The 19,398-nt window shown below is 43.2% G+C and carries 17 protein-coding genes; 4 read left to right on the forward strand and 13 right to left on the reverse strand.

The window, feature by feature from the left end; translation table 11 throughout:
* Nucleotides 1–132: 132 nt before the first annotated feature.
* Nucleotides 133–1,155, reverse strand: a complete 1,023-nt coding sequence (locus J7W08_RS05030) for a PGF-pre-PGF domain-containing protein (protein ID WP_233085541.1) — start codon at nt 1,153–1,155, stop codon at nt 133–135.
* Between the two features lie 291 nt (nt 1,156–1,446).
* On the opposite strand from J7W08_RS05030, the gene J7W08_RS05035 reads away from it, so the two are divergent.
* Nucleotides 1,447–4,101: a cation-translocating P-type ATPase gene (locus tag J7W08_RS05035; protein ID WP_233085542.1), complete on the forward strand. Its 2,655-nt coding sequence runs from the start codon at nt 1,447–1,449 to the stop codon at nt 4,099–4,101.
* A gap of 91 nt (nt 4,102–4,192) precedes the next feature.
* Here J7W08_RS05035 and J7W08_RS05040 read toward each other — a convergent pair whose 3' ends face one another.
* Nucleotides 4,193–4,525 carry a carboxymuconolactone decarboxylase family protein gene (locus tag J7W08_RS05040; protein WP_233085543.1) on the reverse strand — a complete coding sequence of 111 codons (333 nt, stop codon included), beginning with the start codon at nt 4,523–4,525 and terminating at the stop codon, nt 4,193–4,195.
* Between the two features lie 151 nt (nt 4,526–4,676).
* Nucleotides 4,677–4,808 (reverse strand): hypothetical protein, encoded by a 132-nt coding sequence (locus tag J7W08_RS12215; protein ID WP_256360048.1) that lies wholly within the window; start codon nt 4,806–4,808, stop codon nt 4,677–4,679.
* Between the two features lie 111 nt (nt 4,809–4,919).
* Between J7W08_RS12215 and J7W08_RS05045 the strand changes: the two genes are divergently transcribed.
* Nucleotides 4,920–5,753 (forward strand): hypothetical protein, encoded by an 834-nt coding sequence (locus J7W08_RS05045; RefSeq protein ID WP_233085544.1) that lies wholly within the window; start codon nt 4,920–4,922, stop codon nt 5,751–5,753.
* 102 nt (nt 5,754–5,855) lie between these two features.
* Nucleotides 5,856–6,503, forward strand: coding sequence for a LysE family transporter (locus J7W08_RS05050; RefSeq protein ID WP_233085545.1), 648 nt, complete (start codon nt 5,856–5,858; stop codon nt 6,501–6,503).
* A gap of 106 nt (nt 6,504–6,609) precedes the next feature.
* Here the strand turns inward: J7W08_RS05050 and J7W08_RS05055 are convergent, their stop codons facing one another.
* From J7W08_RS05055 to pncB, 6 genes are all read right to left on the reverse strand, one after another.
* Nucleotides 6,610–7,464, reverse strand: coding sequence for a 2-oxoacid:ferredoxin oxidoreductase subunit beta (locus J7W08_RS05055; protein ID WP_233085546.1), 855 nt, complete (start codon nt 7,462–7,464; stop codon nt 6,610–6,612).
* Between the two features lies 1 nt (nt 7,465).
* A complete protein-coding gene (locus J7W08_RS05060; protein ID WP_233085547.1) occupies nt 7,466–9,202 on the reverse strand; it encodes a 2-oxoacid:acceptor oxidoreductase subunit alpha in 1,737 nt (578 codons plus the stop codon).
* Nucleotides 9,203–9,299: 97 nt separating this feature from the next.
* Nucleotides 9,300–9,671 carry a VOC family protein gene (locus J7W08_RS05065; protein ID WP_233085548.1) on the reverse strand — a complete coding sequence of 124 codons (372 nt, stop codon included), beginning with the start codon at nt 9,669–9,671 and terminating at the stop codon, nt 9,300–9,302.
* Between the two features lie 149 nt (nt 9,672–9,820).
* Nucleotides 9,821–9,937 carry an alpha-hydroxy-acid oxidizing protein gene (locus J7W08_RS12310; RefSeq protein WP_375141066.1) on the reverse strand — a complete coding sequence of 39 codons (117 nt, stop codon included), beginning with the start codon at nt 9,935–9,937 and terminating at the stop codon, nt 9,821–9,823.
* Between the two features lie 160 nt (nt 9,938–10,097).
* The gene (locus J7W08_RS05070) at nt 10,098–12,629 is read right to left on the reverse strand and encodes a bifunctional aconitate hydratase 2/2-methylisocitrate dehydratase (RefSeq protein ID WP_233085549.1); all 2,532 of its coding nucleotides are present in this window, start codon (nt 12,627–12,629) and stop codon (nt 10,098–10,100) included.
* A 169-nt stretch (nt 12,630–12,798) separates the two neighbouring features.
* Nucleotides 12,799–14,010, reverse strand: coding sequence for a nicotinate phosphoribosyltransferase (gene pncB / locus J7W08_RS05075; protein ID WP_233085550.1), 1,212 nt, complete (start codon nt 14,008–14,010; stop codon nt 12,799–12,801).
* Nucleotides 14,011–14,138: 128 nt separating this feature from the next.
* On the opposite strand from pncB, the gene J7W08_RS05080 reads away from it, so the two are divergent.
* Entirely contained in the window at nt 14,139–15,008 is an 870-nt protein-coding gene (locus tag J7W08_RS05080; RefSeq protein WP_233085551.1) for a DMT family transporter, read from the forward strand.
* Nucleotides 15,009–15,060: 52 nt separating this feature from the next.
* On the opposite strand, the gene J7W08_RS12220 is transcribed toward J7W08_RS05080, so the two are convergent.
* The 4 genes from J7W08_RS12220 to J7W08_RS05095 form a co-directional block, all read right to left on the reverse strand.
* Complete coding sequence (locus J7W08_RS12220; protein ID WP_259370123.1) at nt 15,061–15,195, reverse strand: hypothetical protein; 135 nt, start codon at nt 15,193–15,195, stop codon at nt 15,061–15,063.
* 760 nt (nt 15,196–15,955) lie between these two features.
* Complete coding sequence (locus J7W08_RS05085) at nt 15,956–17,263, reverse strand: ABC transporter permease (protein WP_233085552.1); 1,308 nt, start codon at nt 17,261–17,263, stop codon at nt 15,956–15,958.
* A gap of 27 nt (nt 17,264–17,290) precedes the next feature.
* Nucleotides 17,291–18,496 (reverse strand): COG1361 S-layer family protein, encoded by a 1,206-nt coding sequence (locus J7W08_RS05090; RefSeq protein WP_233085553.1) that lies wholly within the window; start codon nt 18,494–18,496, stop codon nt 17,291–17,293.
* 66 nt (nt 18,497–18,562) lie between these two features.
* Nucleotides 18,563–19,303: an ABC transporter ATP-binding protein gene (locus J7W08_RS05095; RefSeq protein ID WP_233085554.1), complete on the reverse strand. Its 741-nt coding sequence runs from the start codon at nt 19,301–19,303 to the stop codon at nt 18,563–18,565.
* Nucleotides 19,304–19,398 lie beyond the last annotated feature (95 nt).

Genomic DNA, 19,398 nt, shown 5'->3' on the forward strand with positions numbered 1-19,398 from the left:
ACCATACATCCTTGTAATGTTGGAAAGCCGTATTTCTATCAATTAATTCTATACTTCCAACGACATATATACTCTTTCGTGAATTAAATTTTGCCAGTCAAACCTATCAAAATTAGGATTAATAGTTCCTATTTATTTTTTATGTTTGTAAACAATATCTGAGATAATGTTAGAATCTTTCAGCGCCTTGATCTTCTGTTCAATATCAATTAACTGAATTTCATCCACCTGGGTTCGAGTTATTGTTTCAGTGGATGGAATGGAAATTTCCTGACCATTCGTGCTATCTGAAACAGTTCCAGAAACAGCATCCTCTGCAACTTGTTTTTCATCTTGAGGAGGAGGAGCACTACCTATTGCTTCAGCATGATATCCTTTTGTTTTACCAACATACGAAGTGGATAGCACTATAAGCACTATAAGTGCCGGTATTGCAAACAATAATATATTTAAGTTCGAGTCAGTCGCTCCTTCAGATTCACTTGCAACAATACTTGTGTCCCCTTCCAAAGCTAATGCCGACTCTTCATTTATAGGTTCAGAAACCAGATTTTCCCCAGCAATAGATCCTTCGCCGGCATTCAATGAAACTGCTTCATTTTCTATAGATTCAACTATTGCGAAGTGCGTACGCAGATCACCTGAGGTATTAGCCTCATAGTAGCTGTAATCATCATCCTCATCTATCTTTTCTGTGGGTAAAATGTCCCAGTTACCACTAAGAAAAATGCTTAGTTTTACAGATTGATCGGAAACATCGTTATCTTCCAGCCAGGTACGATTTACTCTGAATCCTACATCAGAAGTTATCAATCTGTGCTCAAGCTTGGTATCACCAACCCATATGTTGATGTTCTTGTACACTCGGCCTTCTGCCGGAGTTGATACCATTGAAGAGGTCGAGTTTAGAGATTCCACTATTGCCTTTACATCCCCCACAGTCAGATCTGTTGAGATGTTGATATAAGTGATATCAATCCCCTCATTCCTAAAAGTAAATGATTTCTCAACATCCCTTAGTACATATCTTACTGCAACATCTTTTTCATCTATATTCTCAAATGCTTCAGCCGTAGCATTACCTACTGACAAAATCAAAAATGATGTTGCTATCACTAAAAAGATAGTGAAAAACCAGATATATTTATTCTTCAACTCAACCCCCGCCTATTAACAAAGAAGTACCCACCATACATTTTTGCAAATTAGAAAGCCTTGTTTTTATTAATTAATTCTATACTGTCAAACACATATATAGCCTTTCATAAAAAATAACTTTTTAATAATATCAATATACTAAGCACCATTTCTTTAAAAATAGAAATTAATAATACCTACAGCTGATTTTTAAATAATCACATTAAGAAACTATAGACTCTAATAGAATTAAGGTATTCTAACAAAAAACCAAAAAGAATATCATCCTACAATAACACATAATTACCTATGAGTGGGGAAATCAAATGGTATCGTGTGCCTGTCGATGAGGTTCTTACCTTACTGAACACCGATGAAGATGGTATTACTGCCGAAGAAGCAGAAATTCGACTTTCAAAGTATGGGTTCAATGAAGTTGAGGTAAAGGAGAAAGAGAGTCCCCTTCATCGATTTGCAAGACAATTCGCAAGCCCACTCATATATGTACTTCTTGCAGCCTCACTTGTCACATTCATTCTCGAGGAATATGCAGATATGGCAGTGATCCTCGGTGTTATCCTTGCCAATGCTTTAATAGGTTTCATTCAGGAAAGGAAAGCTGAAAATGCACTTGAGTCCCTTGCAAAGATGCTTGTGCCCGAAACAAGCATCCTAAGAGACGGGCAGAGGATGATAATACATAGCAGGGAACTTGTTGCAGGTGATATCGCAATAATGGAAGCAGGCGATAGGATCCCAGCAGACCTGCGGCTGATGTACGCAAAGAACCTTCGTATAGACGAATCCATGCTTACCGGTGAATCCACAGCTGTGGAGAAGAACATCGATCCTATAGAGACCAAAGGCCTTCCACTTGCAGAGCAGAAGAACATTGCATTTGGAGGCACACTGGTAACTCAGGGAAGCGGTCTTGGAATTGTGGTTGCTACGGGTTCTGAAAGCGAGATCGGAAAAATATCAGAACTCATCAGTAAAACAAAGAAGATCTCAACACCTCTTGTCAGGACTATCGACCAGATGGGAAAAACACTTGCTGTTGTGATCCTGGGACTGGCAATACTGACATTTATTATCGGAAGGCTCAGGGGATTCGATGATCTGGATATATTCTTCGCCTCTGTGAGCCTGGCAGTTGCAGCCATTCCGGAAGGCCTGCCTGCACTTATTACCATCTCCCTGGCATTCGGAATAAAGCGAATGGCATCCCGAAATGCAATAATCCGGACAATGCCTGCTGTCGAAAGCCTTGGTTCGGCCACAGTAATCTGTTCTGACAAGACCGGTACGCTTACCAAGAACGAGATGACGGTAAGGAATATCTACACTCTGGAAGGAAAGTTCGATGTCAGCGGTGTCGGATATACCACAGAAGGAGATCTCGAGCTCCAGGGGAAGAAGATCGATCCGTTTGAGCATCCCGCATTGATGGAGACGCTCAAAGCCGGAGCACTATGTAATGACGCTTACCTAAGGGAAGAAGGTGGTATAGATGGCGATCCCACCGAAGGAGCACTTCTTGTATCTGCCTCTAAAGCCGGAAAATTCTACATGCAAAGAGTTGATACCATACCCTTCGAATCTGAAGAAAGGTTTATGGCAACATTGCATCAGGATGAAGTAAAAAATAGCTGGATATATGTCAAGGGATCTCCTGAAAAACTTATCGAACTTTGCAGCCATCAGTTCAGTGGAAAAGAACTGTCACCTATCGACCCGGAAAAGTTCCTTACAGCTGCAGAGGACATGGCATCTGAAGGTCTCAGGGTCATTGCAACAGCATACCGGAAATTAGAATCTGGAAAGGATGAGATCGAAGAGGAGGATACAAAGGACCTCATATTCCTTGGCCTGCAGGGAATGATCGATCCTCCAAGGGAAGAAGTTAAAAGATCCATCTTCAAGTGCAATAATGCCGGCATCAGGGTGATAATGATAACAGGAGATCATATCCTGACCGGTCACACGATCGCCAGGCAACTCGGCATACGAACTGATGGTGCCTTATCAGGAAGCGATATCCAGGGAATGTCAGATGAAGAGCTCACTGAAGCACTGAAAACAGTATCAGTCTTTGCAAGAACATCTCCTGAGGATAAATCAAGAATTGTTGGTCTGCTTAAACAAGAGGGTGAGGTCGTAGCAGTAACAGGAGATGGTATCAACGACGCTCCAGCACTTGAGAATGCTGATATTGGTGTCGCCATGGGGAAGTCAGGTACAGAAGTTGCAAAGGATGCATCCGATATGGTACTTGCAGATGATAATTTTGCATCCATTGTAAATGCTGTAGAAGAAGGAAGGAATGTCTACAGCAAGATACAGAAAGTCATACTCTGGACACTCCCTACAAATGCAGCAGAAGGATTAGCAGTGCTGGCAGCTGTTATTATTGGACTAAAGAATCCACCATTGCTCCCACTACACATTCTCTGGATCAATACGGTCACTGCATTGGGACTGGGAGTACCCATCACACTGGAACCGATGGAAAAAAAACTCCTGAACAGACCCCCAAGGCAACCAAATGAACCACTTCTTCTTCCAGTTATAAAGCAAAGGATTGTCACCGTAGCATTGTTAATGGTAACTGCTACATTTTTGCTATACTTCTTTGAGATGATGCGGAACGGCAGGGATAGCAACACTGCTCAGACAATAGCACTCAACACAATAGTCTTCTTCGAGATATTCTATCTTTTCAACTGTAAGTCCATCTATGAGAATGTATTCAGAGAACTTTTCTCTAATAAATTCATGCTGATGGGGATAGCACTGGTGGTATCTCTTCAGGTTTTCATTACATACAACCCTACAATGAATGCGATCCTTAAGACAAGCCCCATTGACCCTATGGACTGGGTGATAATAGTAATTACCGCAAGCTCGGTCTTCTTCCTGATAGAACTGGAGAAGTATGTGAAAAAGAAAAGAAAAGAAAAATGAATTGTTTGATTGATTAATTGATTGATTGATTGATTGATTGATTGATTGATTGATTGATTGATTGATTGATTAATTGAAAGGAACTCATTTGTTATTCTTCATCGCCACAGCAAGTACAGGAAACATTACCTTTGAGGATCTCCTTCCAATCCCCAATTACATCATGTGTCCAGCAGTCATCAGCGCCTGCCGCCTCTCTCATTGTAAGGGCAAATATGTATGATAGTTCCTTGACAGTGGCCCCGGCCTCAAGAGCACCTTTGAAATGTTTGAGCACACAGGGTTTTGATCTTGCCTTGATGGAAAGAGCAAAACAGATGAACTGATATGTCTTTTCATCAATGGTTCTATTATCGGCATACAACTTGTCGATCTCATCAAGCTTTTCCGTAAATTCCGGGAAGAATTCTTCTAACATCCTCATTTTGATCCAAACCTTCGTTTCAGTTGTAATAGCATACTGGTATTGTGCCAATATACAAAATAAGAATGAAAATTATAGAAACTTAAAAGCAGCGCTTCAAATGTTCTTGAAATATCATAGTAAAAAAGAATGAAAAAAGAAATAAGGATACTTACTTCTTTTTCTCTTTTGCAAGCTTCTTCTTAGCAGATGCATCACCAGCAGCTGCTTTCTTTTCAAGCTCAGCGAGTTTTTCTTTCTTCTTTCCGCTCTTCCTTGCCAGATCCTTCTTAGACATTGCCATAGGGTTTATCTCTTGAAGTCCAAACTATTTAAAATGATGGCATTCGTCTTTTATATTGATAGATTTCATCTTCTTAGAAACTTTAAAATTTAAGAACGTACCATCTTATGTATGGACATTAACAGGATAACATCCATCAATCGTCCACTTGATCCGGCCTATCCCACCAACCGTCTGATAATATGGATCTTTGTAATTGTACTGGTAGTTGCTTCATTATTCCATTTAAGCCTCAACAATACCATCATCATTTCAATGATATATGGTATAACAGGAGGAACATCCATATTTCTGGTCTGGGCAATCTCAAGAGAAGTTGACCCTGACCACGATATAGCTGCCTTTGTTCCTGTTATCCTTTCATTTATTCCTGTTGTAGTCTTTGGGATACATCCAGTATTACCCTTATTGTGGCTTCTGCTCTTACTACGCATAGTAGATCGTTCGACCGGCTTAAAAGCAAGACCATTCGATACAATATCTGTGCTTCTACTCAGTTTATTTCTCACCTACCAACTGACCTGGATATTTGGAATAATAACAACTACTGCGTTTTTTCTTGACAGCAGAGCATCTTCACCAAACCAGATTCATTTGGTCGCATCAATACTTATGCTAGTTGTATCTGTATTCAGCATCTTCGAGGGAAACAGTACTGCAATTGAAGATATAACATTGATAGAGATCACTGCTTTACTTTCCATGGTAATATTATTCATTCCTTCTATCCTTGATTCCCGGAAACTAAAAAGCAAAGGCGATATGACTGGCGAATCTCTTGATACATTAAGAGTGAAAATGGGGAAGATACTGTTAATAGTAACTGCAATACTTTTCCTTTTAACAAATGTCGGATCTGCTAATCTCTGGTCTCTTCTATGGTGTATTGCGACAGGAATTGGCTTATATCGTATTCTTATCGGAGATCAGACTGTTAAACTTTGAATACATATTATGGCATAAAGTAAAAATATAGGGACGCTGCGGCATAGGTCTATATATAGGTTCATTTTTATAAATGAACCATATAATCAGGTCCCCGATATTATGATAGAACTTATCAAAGCACTTGCCCTGGGATTTACAATTGGCATTTCTGCTGCACTTATTCCAGGACCCATGATGTTCGCCACGATAGGAATATCACTTGAAAAGGGCTGGCGCACAGGACCATTTATTTTCCTTGGACACTCACTGGTAGAGATATCCATAATACTCCTGATAATTGGCGGTATTTCATCCTTTATCGGAAGAAGTACCATTGCATACATGTCAATTGTTGGTGGTATTATAATGATATTATTTGGACTGATAATCTTTAAAACCGCAAAAAGTGTTTCAACGATGGACATCACCGGAACGGCCAGTAAGATCAGGATATCGAAGAGTCCGATCCTTGCGGGCATCCTTACTTCCGCACTTAATCCAACTTATGTGCTCTGGTGGCTTACAGCAGGCAGTGCCATAATACTTCAGGAATACCTTATAGGAACGATTGCTATAATTGCATTTGTCGCCGGTCACTGGCTGGCAGACCTTAGTTACCTTGTTGTAGTATCATCATCCACATCCAGAGGAAAGGATTTCATCTCCAGAAGGAGTCACACAAAAGTACTCTATTTCTGTGGAAGTTTCATGATGATCTTCGGTATCTGGTTCATCTTTAACTACAACAACCTCTCTGCAATGTTATGATGTTGGTATTACTACTATTATATGGAAATCGAGTTTGAAAAGAATAACAGATTTAAATATTCAAGAATTACTGAACAGGAAATAAAAAAGATATAAAAAAGAAAGGTCAGATGAACCTGTCAAGCAGTTCATCTACTTTTTGAGGATCACTTTTATTTCTTACTAATGTCCCGGACTTAAGAACATCAAGGTGGTCCTCGAAAGTTGGTTTCTCATTTACATAAAAAATACCGAGAGGTATCTTTTCTCCCCATTCCAGAGACTTTTCGAAAGCTTTCACCCTATCATTAGGATCGTGGTCTCCTTCTTCCATCTTATATACTCTTTCTGAATACCAGCTGAAAGTGTTGAGCTTATTAAAGGAAATACATGGCTGAAGTACGTCCACCAGGGAGAATCCCTTGTGCTGGATAGCCTTTTTGATAAGCTCAGTAAGATGAGCAACATCACCTGCAAAGCCCCTGCTTACAAATGAACAATCAAGGGAAATTGCAAGCGACAATGGGTTTAGCGGAGTATTGAACACGCCATGCGTCTGTACCTTTGTCTTCATCCCGAGCTCACTTGTAGGTGAAGCCTGTCCTTTGGTAAGACCATATATCTGATTGTCGTGAACAATCAGAGTGATATTAGGGTTTCTCCTTACATTATGCAGGAAATGATTACCACCTTCCCCATAGCAATCACCATCTCCTGTAACTGCAAGTACGGTTAATTCATGGTTGGCTAACTTCGCTCCTATTGCAGGAGGCAGGGACCTGCCATGAAGTCCGTTGAAGACATTGCATTTCAGGTAATGTGGCAATTTACTTGACTGGCCAATACCTGATGTGAGCAACACTTCATCCGGCGACTTGCCAAGCTCTGCAAGAGCACGCTTGACTGCCTTGAGTATCATAAAGTTCCCGCAACCGGGACACCATTCCGTTTCAAATTCACCATAATCTTCAACACTGACCATATCAGATCACCCCCTTTTCCCTCATGGAACGTATTATCGATTCAGGACTGTATGGTTTCCCATCAGACCTAAGGACATTTTCAGAAACATGCAGGCCAGTTTCAGATTCAAGTAACTTCGCAAACTGTCCCGTTGCATTGTTCTCCACGCAGACAATGGTTTCTGAATTACCAAGAATATTTTTGGTAGCCTCTAAAGGCAGAGGAAAAACATGAGTGAAGTGCAAATGATTCACCGAATGACCTTCGCTTATGAGAATATTAACCACTTCCATAAGAGGACCGTATGTAGAACCCCATCCAACAAGTGTGATCCTGGCATCTTTAGGGCCATACTGATGCGGAGGTTCCATATCCTCCCTCAAAAGATCGAGCTTTTTCATCCTCTTTTCATTCATAAGAATCCGGTTCTCGATGGTCTGGTCAATATGACCATATTCATTGTGTTCATCACTATCAGCTACGACCACTTTTCCTGCCTGCCCGGGTATCGCACGTAGCGAGATCCCTGTTGGTGTTAGTTCATAGCGCTTATACTCATCTGTGTCAGCCAGTTCTTCATCAGACATAAGATACCTTGCCACCTTCACCTTCGAGGGATCAAACCTCTGACATGTGAAAAGTGAATCTGCAAGATACTGGTCGCTCATGATAAAGACCGGTATCTGGTACTTGTCAGCAATGTTGAAAGCTTCAGCTGTCATATAGAAACAATCATCAGGTGTTCCGGGTGCCAATACACAGCGAGGGAACTCACCCTGTGCTGCGGTCAGCACGAACTGAAGATCACCCTGCTCGGTCATGGTAGGAAGACCGGTAGCAGGCCCGGGACGCTGGGACAGGAATATTACAGCAGGCGTCTCTGTGATGCCGGAAAGGCCTAAGGCTTCTGACATCAGGCAAAATCCACCGCCTGAGGTTGTTGTCATTGCCCTTGCGCCGGCAAAGGAAGCACCAAGCACCATGTTCAAGGCAGCGATCTCGTCTTCCGCCTGCTCGACCACGACATTGAAATCATCAGCATTTGCAGCCACATAGGTCATGACACCTGTAGAAGGTGTCATCGGATATGCTGCAAGGAACTGTACTCCTGCAGCCAGTGCTCCCAGTCCCACAGCATCGTTTCCTGCGATAAGCATCCTTCCGTCCTTGTCCGTTGGTTCACTTACCGTGAACTTGCAGCCTGAAGAAAAATTCTTCTTTGCATAATCATAACCTGCACGTGCTGCCTTGATGTTGTTATCAACGATCTCATCGCCTTTTTTCTTGAAAACTTCAGCCAGGACCTTTGCAAGATAATCAAATTCAAAGCACATCACACCAAGAGCAGCACCACTTGCGACAGAATTGGAATATATCTTGTTCCCGCAGACATCTTTTGCGATCTTCAGCATCGGCACATGGAAAAAGATACCATTGTTGTTATCGTTGTTGTTATTGATCTTAATGACATCGTTGTCAAATATGATGACACCATCGAACATTTCCTCGATCTGCTCCTCAATGGACTCTTCATCAAGAGCTATCAGGATATCCACTTTCTCGGGCATTGCTCTGATAGGCTCATCGCTCACACGTAGCTGGAACGTATTATGTCCGCCTCTCACTCTTGAAAGATAGAACTGGGTGGCAAAAACATTGAAACCGCTTTTCTTGAAGGTCTTTGCCAGTGCAACACCTATGGTCTGTAAACCCTGACCTGCGGCTCCGCCTACTTTTATTACAAGATCTGTACTCATTTTGTTTCCCCTTTAGTGCAATTGTAGATCAGATAGGATCAGGTTCGATAAAACTTAGAAGGCTGACCAACAGCCCTGATCCGGATCAAATATGACCTTACTTTGCGTTCTCATTTACTTCCCATAAACCGAAGGTGTTCGCCTCGGTATCCATACAAACTGCAAGATAGCCCCAACCTGGCACGGGCATCTTTGGTTGTAGCACCATACCCCCGAGTTCCTTCACATGATCGCAGTACTCATCCACCGAAGTTACTTCAACGAAATTGGTTATCCTCTGATCAGGACTGCCACGAGGCCCCATACCCCCACCAAGACCTGGTTGACCTTCAAGGTCTGTGGTCTCGATGAAATAATAATCAAAAGCCCCATCCACTTTCTCGATCTTCCAGCCAAAAAGCTCACTGTAGAACTTCTTTGCCCGCTCAGGATCATCAACTGGCAGGTCAAAATGTGCAATCGTTGGCATACATTATCACTCCCAGATAAAATATGCCTTTGAACTGATTTAAATTTTATGTAGAGAACATATCATTCAATAATCATACAAAATATCCCTGTTGATATCCTCAAGGCTATTCCAAGCCGTCATGATCATAGCCTTTTCAATATCCGATTTCATGTACTCGATCCTTCAACAATACTCGGGAGCACTTCAGCAACACCGGGAGTGGAATCAAGCACACGTTCTCCATGGTTTGAGATGCCTATTATGTCAGCTCCGGATTCTTTGATAAGGTCTTATAGAAATTGAAATGAAAATAATAAGAAAAAAAGAAAAAAAGGTGGTGAATGGGCTTTGTGTGCCCATTGCTAAATGCGCTTAAAGTTATGCGTTAAAGATTGTTTCACAATTGATTCTACAATTGTTTCACAGTTGGTTCTACAGTTCGTATTACTGGTATTCTTCCATTTCATCGAACTGAAGATATTTGTAGATCTCATCCTGTTTTGGCTCGATCTTCTCTTTGTAAGCTTCCAGGTACTCATCGACCGTAGGCATCCTGCCAAGGTTGGTAACGACAGCTCCAAGCTCTGCTGAGCCAAGGTAGACCTGAGCTCCGTCACCCACACGGTTGTCAAAGTTACGTGTGCTGGTGGAGAACACTGTGGATCCATCCGGTACACGGGCCTGGTTACCCATGCACAGAGAGCATCCTGCGATCTCGATGCGGGCACCGACCTGGCTGTACACTGAGAAAACTGATTCTTCTTTGAGCTGTGCCTGATCCATTTTTGTAGGTGGGCATATCCAGGTACGGACATCGGGGTTGAACTTCTGGTCACTCCAGATCGTGGCTGCAGCACGGAAGTGTCCGATGTTCGTCATGCATGAACCTATGAAAACGTCCTGGATCTCTGTTCCTGCAACCTCGGAAAGAAGCTTGACATCGTCAGGATCATTTGGACATGCAAGGATCGGTTCCTTGATGTCTGCAAGGTCGATCTCTATGACCGCAGCGTATTCTGCATTCGGATCTGCTTTGAGCAGGCTCGGGGATTCCAGCCACTCCTCAACAGCTTCGATGCGCTTCTGGATGGTCTGTGCGTCGCGGTATCCGTCCCTGATCATCTTCTTCATCAATGCCAGGTTGGAGCGCAGGAAAGTGGATACGGATTCCTCGCTTAGCTGGATACAACCTGCTGCGGCTGAGCGCTCTGCGGCTGAATCGGTAAGCTCGAATGCCTGCTCGGCTGTGAGGTCAGGAAGTCCTTCGATCTCGAGGATGCGACCATTGAAGATATTGATCTTGTTCTTCTTTGGCACGGTCATAAGACCCTGTTTGATAGCATAGTATGGTATAGCGTTGACAACATCACGCAGCGTAATGCCAGGATTAAGCTTACCGCTGAAACGTACCAGAACGGATTCCGGCATATCCAGAGGCATGAAACCAAGAGCTCCTGCAAAGGCTACAAGTCCAGAACCTGCCGGGAATGATATGCCTATCGGGAACCTTGTATGAGAGTCGCCACCGGTACCTACTGTGTCCGGGACAAGCAGGCGGTTGAGCCAGCTGTGAATTACACCGTCTCCGGGTTTCAGGGATACGCCGGCACGCTCAGAAACGAAATCCGGGAGTGTTTTATGCATCTTCACGTCTGCAGGCTTAGGGTAAGCTGCGGTGTGACAGAATGACTGCATGAACATTGGAGCCTGGAACTTCAGGCAGGCAAGTTCTGTGAGTTCGTCAGCGGTCATTGGACCGGTGGTGTCCTGGGAACCTACTGTGGTCATTATCGGCTCACAGGCAGTACCTGGGAGAATTCCATCCACGCCACATGCACGACCAACGATCTTCTGTGCCAAAGAGTATCCCTGCCCTGCTTCCGGAACCGGATTATCGGGCTTTGTGAATATGTCTGTCTCAGGCAGTCCAAGTGTTTCGCGGGCCTTAGTGGTCAAAGAGCGACCGATTATGAGAGGGATACGACCTCCGGCACGGTATTCATCTGCTATGGTGTTGGGCTTGAGATCGAAAGTGGAGAGGACATTGCCATTCTCATCTGTTACTTCACCCTTTACGGTGTTGATGGTAACGATATCTCCCTGATCGATCTTACTGATGTCCATTTGCAGAGGCAGTGCACCTGAGTCCTCGGCTGTGTTAAAGAAGATAGGAGCTATAGCGGTTCCAATGATCACGCAGCCACGGCGTTTATTTGGAACGAACGGTATGTCCTTACCGATGTGCCAGAGCACACTGTTGCAGGCGGATTTACGAGAGGAACCGGTTCCTACCACATCAGCTACAAAGGCGACATCGTGTCCTTCCTCGCGCCATTCTGCCATCTCCTCAATGCCCCCTGGGAAGCGGGTCTTACCCATTTCCAGTGCATGAAGAGGTATGTCCGGGCGGCTCCATGCAGCACTTGCAGGGGAGAAATCGTCGGTGTTGATCTCGCCATCGACCTTGAATACCTTTACAGTAATGTTCTCAGGAATTCCCGGTCTGCTTGTGAACCACTCAGCGTTAGCCCAGCTCTCAAGGACCTTCTTTGCGGCTTCATTTGTCTTTGACAGTTCCACTACATCGTCAAAAGCTTCGTAGACAAGAGTTATGCCTGAAAGCGCACAGGTAGCTTCATCTGCTACCTCAGTATCCCCAAGTGCTTCGATCAGATATTTGACATTGTAGCCACCGATCATGGTTCCCAGGATCCTGATGGCTTCTTTTTTGTCGATGAGAGTTGAAGAGACTTCTCCTGAGAGAATCTTACCAAGGAAATCTGCCTTGACCTTTGCAGCTGGGTCCACACCTGGAGAGATCCGTTCCGTGAACAAGTTCAGCAGGAACTCTTCCTGGTCTGCAGGAGGATTTTGTAACAATTCACAAAGTTCAGAGGTCTGTTCCGGATTCAGAGGAAGTGAGGGAATTCCCTGTGCGTTCCTCTCTTCTTCGTGTTTTAGATAAGCTTCGATCATGTTTTATCCTCCATTAGAAATTGCGTTTTCACCGCATTGGCGGCTGAGTAGCTTTTTCCGATCTTGTTTTCTTGAAAAAAAGCATTAATTATGATATATGATGCTGATAATCGCGTTTTCTGTATATGACGTTAACGGGGCAATTACTGAAAAAAACAACTCAAAATACTTAATCGTCCAGTCCTTTCCTGCCGAAAATATAGTTGGCAACCCTCAGAGCATCGCGATCCCCTGTGGCCTTGTCCGCAGAATCACTCAGCTTCACCACAGGTATGTTATCGATCTTGTGGAGCTTGATCACCATGTTAAGCGGTGGACTGTAGCTGAAGAAATCAGAATTGTTCGTCAGACTTGTTCCGATACCAAAACTGCAATTGATGCGGCCTTTACAATGCTCTTTCAGCCTGATAGCATCCTTTACATGGAGTGAATCACTGAAAACAAGTGACTTCTTCATAGGATCGATACCCAACTTTTTGTAATGCTCAATGACCTCATCCGCAAACTTAAAAGGATCTCCGCTGTCATGGCGGACACCATCATAGAGCTTGGCAAGCTCAAGACCGAAGTTCCTGAAGAAAGGCTTTGATCCGAACGTATCACTCAGTGCAATTCCCAGATCACCTTTGTAGACCTTTATCCAGTTCTCGAAAGCGAAGAGGTTTGCGTTTCGGAGTCCCACAAGAGCAGAATTACCCATGATCCATTCATGTCCGATGGTTCCTATAGGACGGACACCGTACTTTTTAGCAAGATAGACATTGCTTGTTCCGGCAAATGACTCAAGCCTGTGTAGGACGTCAACCACCTTGTCGTGTAACTTGAATCCCCTGCGTCGCCGGGTTCCGAATTCTGAGAAGATACAACCGTTTGTGCTGAGTTCTTCACCCATCTCGCTCATCAGATTACCATACTCGTTCATTAAAGTGGTCTCAGGATCATCACCATTGGATGCGAACCGGTTCAACCAGTCCTTTTCCACAATCGTGAAATAAAGTTCCGAGATGGACGCCATGAGGACGATCTCCCAGAGAATGGAGCTATGCCATGGCCCTTCTACCCAGAGATCAAGATCACCGTCATCGGTGAGGGATAATCTTACTTCAGAAGGATCGAAGCGGAAGTTCTTAAGATACTCAAGATAAGAAGGTTTGAAAAAAGGACAATTTATCTTAAGCCAGGAATATTCCTCATCATTCAGTGCCAATCCAACAATGTCTTCATTGATAGTTCGCCTTAGTTCTGCCACGAACTCAGAAGTAAAGCGCTGTTCTCCCCTGTTTATGAAATGGTACTCTGCCCGTGCATCAGGGAAAAGTTCCAGCACAGCCATCTGCATTGTGAACTTGTAGAGGTCATTGTCCAGTATCGATCGGATCACATGAGGTCTTCCTTTTTAGGCATTGACTTATATCATTGCCTTATATGAATGTACATATCGAAACCAATATATAAAAACACAGGCTCGCAAATACAGTCCTGATGTTAAAGCTTACAAAAGTGGTGAAAATGGAAGATCGAACAAAAGGAATTCTCTACATGTTGATGGTTGTTGCCATCTGGGGATTTTCCTTCGTTGCTACAAAAATGTTGCTTGATTACCTTGATCCTGCAATCATTGCGTTTACCCGCTTTTTCATTGCTACCGTCCTTCTGTTCGCTATTTGCAGGAAAAGGGAGAGCTACAGCCGCAATGAGGTCAAGTATGTTGCAATCGCTGGTTTTCTGGGGATCACCTGTTACTATATGTTCGAGAACGTGGCACTGACATTCACAACAGCCACCAACTCATCCCTCATAAGTGCCACTGTACCGGTATTCTTCCTGTTCACTGTCGATGCCCTCAGAAGGAAGTTCTCAAGACCAATAAAGTATTTTGGAGCATTCATTGCCTTTGTTGGAGTTGGTTTACTGATATTGAACGGAAAGTTCAACCTTGACCTTAACCCTTTAGGAGATTTTCTGATGTTCGGATCCGTCTTTTCCTGGGTATTTTACACCCTGATCATCGACCGAATGGGTTCAAGGAACATCCTCATTGTTTCTCGGGACCTCACATTGTCAGGAACGGTCTTTCTCCTTCCCTTTGCACTTTTTGAAGCACAGGACCTGAGGATAGACATATTCTCACAAAATGACCTGCTGGTGGTCATAGCTGCTCTTATCTATCTGGGAGTTTTCTGCTCAGCATTTGGTTTCCTTTTCTGGAACAAAGCAATACACCTTGCAGGGTCAAGTACGACTACCAATGGAATATACCTGCTCCCGCTTGTGACCATCATTGGAGACAGCATAATAATCGGTAATGTGCCGAATATCTATGTGGTGATCGGGGCAGTGCTTGTACTTGCAGGAGTTTACCTCTCCGAGCGTAACTGAAATGATCGTATAAAGATCAGTGAGAAGATCTGACGACCAGTAAGTATTCAATTCAGGACATGTCACACCTGATGGCCTCTTCTCCGGTCTCAGCATCACGATATGTCTTCCTCCGCTTGGAATACCTCTCCTTGTAGCCACAGACGATGAAGATGCAGTCGATCTTTGTGAAATGTTCACATTTCATGCATTCCAGCAGTTCGATGTCCCTGTTAAGCTAAGGGCAGTTCTCGATCCATCCTTCAAGAACTGGAAATTTGTTTTTATGTTCTATTGTATCACCCCATAATATGGGGTGTTAAAGACCAATATATATTTTGTCCAGATTGTGGCAAACGGAAACAAGATCACATAAATACCGGGATGGTTTATTGTCCAAGAGTTTCTTTGCCAAAAAAACCACTTTGCTTCAGTAATAAATTCTGTCCTAATCTTACCTTAACACATAATATAGAATGACAAAACCAAAATTATATATTTTGTAAGTTTTGAGATATATATGTTTAAAAAAATACGAAAGGTTGATAAAATGGTTGATCAGAGAAACTGTACATGTCTAAATTGTGGAAATTGTTTTTGTGAAAAAAGCCCTGAAATAGTATTAAAGGAAGGTTGCCAAAATTGTATTTGTAAAGAAGTTGGACCTAGCTTCTGTCTTTTAGAACTATAAAATGCGGATCTGCCCGAATAACGTAAGAACAAGATCTCGTAGAAGTGCTCACATTTAATTCATTAATTCAATCAATAATTCGAAATCTCTGTTAAACCAGAGGTTTTTCTCGCCCATTACCCTAATATTTCTAATCAACAATTTTTATTGTACCTCATTCAATTCAATTCAATTCAATTCAATTCAATTCAATTCCAATAGAAAAATAAGACCGGCAGAAATAAAAAGGATCTGAGAAACAAGAGCAATGTTCCTCAGTACTTCACCTCTTCTCGATTTACTCATACCTCAAAGCATCTACAGGATTCAGCTTCGATGCATTCTTTGCAGGCATGAGACCGGCAACCAGACCAACTCCAATTGAAACGATGGTTGCCACTGCTGTTGCCTTCAGGCTAAGTGTGAATATAAATGGTATCTTCAGCTGCATAGAGATCAGGAAAACAATGACCTGGACGATCGCTGTTCCCAGCAAGATCCCAAGTAGACCGCCTACAAGACCGATCAAGGCAGCATTGCACAGGAATATCATGAGGATGTCTTCATTTCTGGCACCAATTGCTTTCATGATACCGATCTCCTTTGTCTTCTCAAGCACTGAAGTGAACATAGTGTTGGCAATGCCCACAGAACCTACCAGCAGTGAGATCCCTGCAATGAAAGCAAGGAATGCGGTCAGACCGGTGATCAGCTTATTAGTACCTTCCATTATCTCCTTCTGTGAGGATATGTAGAAATCCTTTGTATCTTCATCGACACGTCTTGATAACTTCAGCTTTTTGTCCATGTCATCGAGCACAGCATTCACATCGGATCCTTCGTAAAGCATCACTTCAATGGAATCGTAGACACCTTCCTCTTTTGCAAAAACATCATCCTCAGATTGAAGGCCATAGACATCATCGCATGACATGTAGACACTACTACCGAACATACTACTTATGCCTCCAAGCAGTCCGTCACCTTTTGCAAGGATACCAACCACCCTGTAGGACCTTTCATTAAGGACGATCATCTGGTTAAGCCTTATCTTCTTATCCTTGAAAGCCTCGTTAGCAAGTGAATCAGAGATCACCACAACATTCCTGTCACCGCTTTTTAGCATCCGGCCCTCGGCGATATTCTCTGTGGTCATCTTCTCCCATACCTTCGGGTCCACACCACTTATCCATACGGACGTTTCTTCTCCACTCATATCCAGTAATGCACTGCTTTCCACTTTTACGTTGATGTACTCGACCTCAGGGATACGTTCAAGGGTCAGTACATCTTTTTTTGTCAACTTTGCCTGTGCCTCCATGTCAGGATCTTCCAGATACTCATTGTACCCCTGATCCTCAACAGGATCGACACCTACTTCTTCTTCATTAATGATCTGGAAAGGTGTGGAAGCAACTATGGTGATAGTATCACCTCCAAATCCTTCCAGTGTTTTGGTCACCTGATCCTGGAAAAATTCACCTGTTGTTACTACTGTCATAACAGATGCTATCCCTATGATAACGCCAATGATGGTAAGCCAGCTTCGCAGCTTATTAGCCTTGACCATGTTCAATGATATCTTTAATATCTTCGCCGGTTTCATGATGAATACCCCACAAAAGAAGAAGCATCAGAGCTTTTTCTTCTTATTGTTATAGAACACAAACCCTGCAACACAGGCTACTGCAAAGGCAAGGACCAGCCAGCTTTTTGATCCGCTGCTTTTAGCAGATTCCTGTACTACCACCGGTTTTGATGCAAGTACTGATAACTCCTTTTCCTGAACTTCCCTCTCACCATCACTTGATGTATATGCGATCTGGAATTTCAATGGAAGGAACTCACCGTAGTTGTCAGGAGTGATCCCAAAATCTGCCATTGTATAATCACCCTTTTGAAGGCTGCCAAGAACAACAGAATTAGAACCACCGTTCATGCTCCAGCCTTCCTGATCAGGAATGGATATGGTCACAGAACTTGCCTTGTTGTTACCGATATTGGAAACCGAGAAAGAATAATCCCCTCTCATGGTCTGCTCAACGAAAACGATATCAAAATCAGTTGTACCTCCTATGTAGATACCTGCTTTGCTCTCAATGGTTTTGCGTTTCTGGTTCTCCAGCGTCCCGGCCTGTGTAATGGTCTGCAGTTCTTCGACGTCATCATAGACAAGTATCATATCCAGCTTGTAGAGTCCGGGTTTTGTGTTGACGTTCGTCAATACCTGATACTCAACAGTTGCATTCTCACCAATATCGATAAAATTAATGTATTTCACATTGCTTGAACCAACAGGTAGTATGAGGTCACCTGTACTATCCCAGGAGAACATAGCATTCTTCAGTGGAGAATTGCCAACGTTCTTTATGACAAAGGACAGGTTGGTCTTCTTTCCCGGAACCAGTTTTTCAAGGCTTATAGACTCGATCTCAGCATTTGATTCACTGTCAACATCGATCATGACCTCCTGTTTCAAGGAAGCATGGTTCCTGTTGCCCTGCTCATAGACCAATACCTCAAGAGGATATTGACCTGCATTGACATTGTTGTCGACAAGAAGTTCAAACTTTACAACCTTGCTGTTCTCGTCCTCATACCTCTTTCCAAGCTTACCGATGTTCTCAATGAGAGGTTGACCGGAAACTTTGCTGAAAGGATATTTTGGTACGAGCTCAACAACAACGCTATCTGTTGTACTTGATCTGGCATTCTGGATGGAAAATCTGACCTCAAGAACATCACCGGGTTTTACGGGATCAGGGTTTTGATTAAGGAGATCTACGACCAATCCCCTGTCTGAATTGGTCAGAGCCATTGCAGTTTGTCCAAATGACATTGAAATGAAAAGTAATAGTACTAGAATACTTGAAATCTTTTTAAAATTCATATCGGATCACTTTTTTTAGATATTATGGTCATCAAAGTTTGACTGAGATCTATCCCTGGATAAAATGTCATTTGGTTCATCGCGAACTATCTGACCATCCTTTAGAACAATATGTCTTGCAGCATACTGTGCAAGATCCATATCGTGGGTTACCATCACCACGGTCTTTCCCTTCTCGTTCCAGAGCCTTTGAAGAATGTTCATAACCTCACGTCCGGTCTTACTGTCCAGTGCACCGGTTGGTTCATCTGCAAGGATAAGCTCCGGATCACAGGCCAGTGACCTTGCAATAGAAACACGTTGTTGCTGCCCACCTGAAAGCTGGCTGGGCCTGTTGTTCAGCTTGTCCGACAGGCCGACCATTTCAAGGGCTTCCTTTGCCCTTTCCATGGCAATGTTATCTTCAACTTCCTGGATCTCAAGGGGCAGAAGAACATTTTCAAGAGCTGTCATTCCGGGAATCAGATTATACTGCTGAAAAACGAATCCGATCGTCTTCCCCCTGAGTGTGGAAAGGTCTGATTCGGTCATTTCAGATATATTCCTTGACTTCAGGAAGATCTCACCATCGGATGGGACGTCAAGACATCCTACGAGGTTCATCATTGTGGATTTTCCACTCCCTGATGGTCCTATGATAGCTGCAAACTCTCCACGGTCTATGGAAACACTTACATCCTGGAGAGCATTTACCTGCACCTCACCCATCTGGTAGGTTTTCCAGACATCTCTGAAAGTGATCAGTGGTTCTGACATGAAATGTTGTAAATACTGACATCTATAAAAACGAGAAGTAGTTGAGAAACATAGTTGAAAAAGATAGTTCAACTACATTTTTTTTATATACCAGC

It is taken from the genome of Methanococcoides orientis (assembly GCF_021184045.1).
Classification (GTDB): domain Archaea; phylum Halobacteriota; class Methanosarcinia; order Methanosarcinales; family Methanosarcinaceae; genus Methanococcoides; species Methanococcoides orientis.